The sequence below is a fragment of the Dietzia sp. SLG310A2-38A2 genome (genome assembly GCF_014145095.1).
Classification (GTDB): Bacteria; Actinomycetota; Actinomycetes; order Mycobacteriales; family Mycobacteriaceae; genus Dietzia.
Map to the genome: position 1 here is coordinate 1 of NZ_JAALDX010000290.1, position 3,056 is coordinate 3,056.

The following is a 3,056-nucleotide window of genomic DNA, read 5'->3' on the forward strand; positions in this document are numbered from 1 at the left end:
CGCGGCCGGGGGCACCACGACGGCCACCGCCACGTCCACGGCCACGGCCGAAGCCGGGCCTCACGACCCCGTCATGGTGCCCCCGGGTCGCCGGATCGGTCTGGCGCTCGCGGCGCCCGCACTAACGCTAGCCGTGGTGACGTTGGCACTGGGGCTGGGCGGTCAACTGCTGCTGGAGCTGTCCGGGACCGCTGCGGCCAACCTGTACGACCCGACCGGATACATCCAGGCGGTGCTCGGATGACCGCCACCCTGACCTGGCCGCTGCGGATCCTGTGGTTCCTGCTCTGGTTCTTCTGGCAGCAGACCACGACCAGTGCGAAGGTCGTCCGGGACGCCTTCCTCCCCCACGCCTCGATCACCCCGGGTTTCGTGCGGTTCCCCACGAGGTGCCGCACCGAACTCGAGGTGACCGTGCTGTCCTCGCTCATCACCCTGACCCCGGGGACCCTGACCCTGGGGGCGCACCATCCCGGGGACGGCGAGGGGTGGGAGATCGTGGTCCACGGGATGTACTTCCCGGACCCCGACGACCTGACGGCCTCGCTACACGATATGGAGAACCACATGCTGCGGGCGATCCGGAGAGAGGGGCTGGTCCGGTGATCGCGGTCGACATAGCCATCGTCCTGGTCTCCATCGCGGCCGTCCTGTCCTCCTACCGCATGGTCCGCGGACCCCACGCCGGGGACCGGGCCATCGCGGCGGACCTGCTCTTCTTCGCGTTCATCGCACTTCTCGCCCTGGTCGGCGTGAGGGTGGACAGCCCCTTCGTCTACGACCTCGTCCTGGTCGCGACGCTGGTGGGCCTGGTCTCCGCGCTCTCGCTGGCCCGACTCATGTCCGGAGGTCGGCGATGAGCTGGGACCTGCTCGCGACCGTCCTGGGGTCGGTCTCCGTACTGGCGGGCTCCGTGGTGTTCCTCGGAGGCGCCATCGGCCTCCTGCGGTTCCCCGACCTCTACGTCCGGTCTTCGGCGATCGGCGCGGCCGCCGGGCTCGGGCTGGTGTTCGTGATCGTCGGCGCCTTCCTGCTCCACCCCACCTGGGAGGCGGCGCCGAAGGTGGTGGTGGCCGCGATCCTCCAGTTCGCCTCCTCCGCCATCGGTGCGATGGCCATCGCCCGCTCGGGGTTCCTCTCGGGCGCCGCGCCCACCACGGCGACCCGGTATTCGCAGATCGAGTTCGCGACCGACACCCCGGCCGACTCCCCGCAGGAGGCCGGTGATGAGTGAGCCGCGCGACCTCCCGGACGATCCCGGGGGGCCACCGACCGACGCCACGGGGTTCGCCCTGGTCGACGACCATGTCGAGGAGGACAGCACCTACGGCGAGATGAGCCTGGACGAGGCGACCAGGAGGTTGGCCCGGCTCCGCTCGCGAGGCGATCTCCGGGCGGCCTCGCGCCTCATGGCGTCACTGCCGGACCAGGTCGTGGTGGACATGTTCGAGCGCAGCGCCGACCGGGACCGGGCCGTCGCGTTCCGGTTGCTGCCCAAGGGGCGCGCACTGGTGCTGTTCGAGGCCCTCGACGCGCCGGTGCAGTCCGAGCTGCTCCGCGGTCTGCGCGAGGAGCAGGTCGCCCACCTCTTCGAGGAACTCGATCCCGATGACCGCGTGGCGCTCATGGACGAGCTCCCGGCCTTCGTCGCCACGCGCCTCCTGCGCGGTCTGCCGCCGGAGGAGCGCGCACTCACCAACGAGATCCTCGGCTACCCGGCCGGCTCCATCGGCCGCAGGATGACGCCGGAGTTCGTCTCCGCCCGACCGGAGATGACGGCCGAGCAGGCGCTCGACAGGGTCCGCGCCAGGCTCGTCGACGTCGAGACGATCTACACGATCCCCGTCGTGGATCAGGGGCGCCGTCTCATCGGGGTCGTCGGTCTGAGGTCCCTGATGGGCGCGGAGCCCGACACCCTCGTCGGGGACCTGATGAACGACGCCATCTCGATCCACGCCCGGGCCTCCGAGGAGGAGGCCGCCCGCCTCAGCGCGGACGAGCGCGTGATCGTCCTGCCGATCACGGACGAGGAGGACCGCCTCGTGGGCATCCTCACCGTCGACGACGCGCTGCGGATCCTCGAGGACGCCGAGACCGAGGACGCGGCCCGCCAGGGTGGTGCCGAACCGCTCCGTCGGCCGTACCTGTCCACGCCCGTCCGGTCCATCGTCCGCTCCCGCGTGGTGTGGCTGCTCGTGCTGGGACTGGGCGCCGCGCTCACCGTGCAGGTGCTCGCGGTGTTCGAGACGACGCTCGAGCAAGTGGTCGCGCTGTCGCTGTTCGTACCGCTCATCATCGGCACCGGAGGCAACACCGGCAACCAGGCCGCCACGACGGTCACCCGCGCCCTGGCCCTCGGCGACGTGCGCCCCCGCGACGCCCTGCGGGTCCTGGTGCAGGAGGTACGCACCGGGTTCATCCTGGGTCTGGCGCTCGGCGGGGTGGGGTTCGTCGCCGCGGGGTTGATCTTCGGATTCGACTTCGGGCTGGTCATAGGGTTCACGCTGCTGGCGCTGTGCACCATCGCCGCCACGGTGGGCGGGCTCATGCCGCTGCTCGCGCAGGCCGTCAGGGCGGACCCGGCGGTGTTCTCCAACCCGTTCATCACGACGTTCGTGGACGCAATCGGGCTGATCGTGTACTTCCTCATCGCCCGCTCGGTGCTGGGGTTGTAGTGGTGCAGGGGTCGCAACCGTGGACGTGATGACCGTGGTCCTGCAGGCGCTGATGATCGTGCTGGTCCTCAACATCCTGGCCTGCCTGGTCCGGGTGGTCCGCGGTCCCGGCCCGCGCGACCGCGTCACCGGGGTCGTGCTGGCCGGCACCACCGGCGCGGCGTCGCTGGCGGTCCTCTCGGTGACCGGCCCCCTGCCCTCGCTGCGTGACGCGGCGCTCGTCCTGGTGGCGCTGGCGCTCGTCCTCACCGTCACGATGGTCACCGCCGGCCCACGATGAGCGGTGCGGGCGCCGTCCTCGACGTCGCGGCGATCATCGCCGCCGTCCTCGGTGGCCTGTTCTTCACCGCCGGGACGCTGGGACTCCTCCGCTTCCCGGAA

Annotated in this window: 5 protein-coding genes and 1 pseudogene; all 6 read left to right on the forward strand. The window is 71.1% G+C overall.

What is annotated here, in order from left to right; all coding sequences use genetic code 11:
- Positions 1-244: pseudogene (locus G6027_RS10855) on the forward strand (monovalent cation/H+ antiporter subunit D family protein); the annotation flags it as partial.
- Positions 241-606 carry a Na+/H+ antiporter subunit E gene (locus G6027_RS10860; protein WP_182637194.1) on the forward strand — a complete coding sequence of 122 codons (366 nt, stop codon included), beginning with the start codon at positions 241-243 and terminating at the stop codon, positions 604-606. The pseudogene G6027_RS10855 and the gene G6027_RS10860, both read left to right, overlap by 4 nt.
- Positions 603-860, forward strand: coding sequence for a monovalent cation/H+ antiporter complex subunit F (locus G6027_RS10865; RefSeq protein WP_182610375.1), 258 nt, complete (start codon positions 603-605; stop codon positions 858-860). Before G6027_RS10860 ends, G6027_RS10865 begins: the two co-directional genes overlap by 4 nt.
- Positions 857-1,234 carry a monovalent cation/H(+) antiporter subunit G gene (locus G6027_RS10870; RefSeq protein ID WP_182637195.1) on the forward strand — a complete coding sequence of 126 codons (378 nt, stop codon included), beginning with the start codon at positions 857-859 and terminating at the stop codon, positions 1,232-1,234. The genes G6027_RS10865 and G6027_RS10870 overlap by 4 nt, the downstream gene beginning before the upstream one ends.
- On the forward strand, positions 1,227-2,675 hold the full coding sequence (gene mgtE, locus G6027_RS10875; protein WP_182637196.1) for a magnesium transporter: 1,449 nt from the start codon (positions 1,227-1,229) through the stop codon (positions 2,673-2,675). The genes G6027_RS10870 and mgtE overlap by 8 nt, the downstream gene beginning before the upstream one ends.
- Before the next feature lie 28 nt (positions 2,676-2,703).
- On the forward strand, positions 2,704-2,955 hold the full coding sequence (locus G6027_RS10880) for a hypothetical protein (protein WP_187702814.1): 252 nt from the start codon (positions 2,704-2,706) through the stop codon (positions 2,953-2,955).
- The last annotated feature ends 101 nt before the right edge of the window (positions 2,956-3,056 follow it).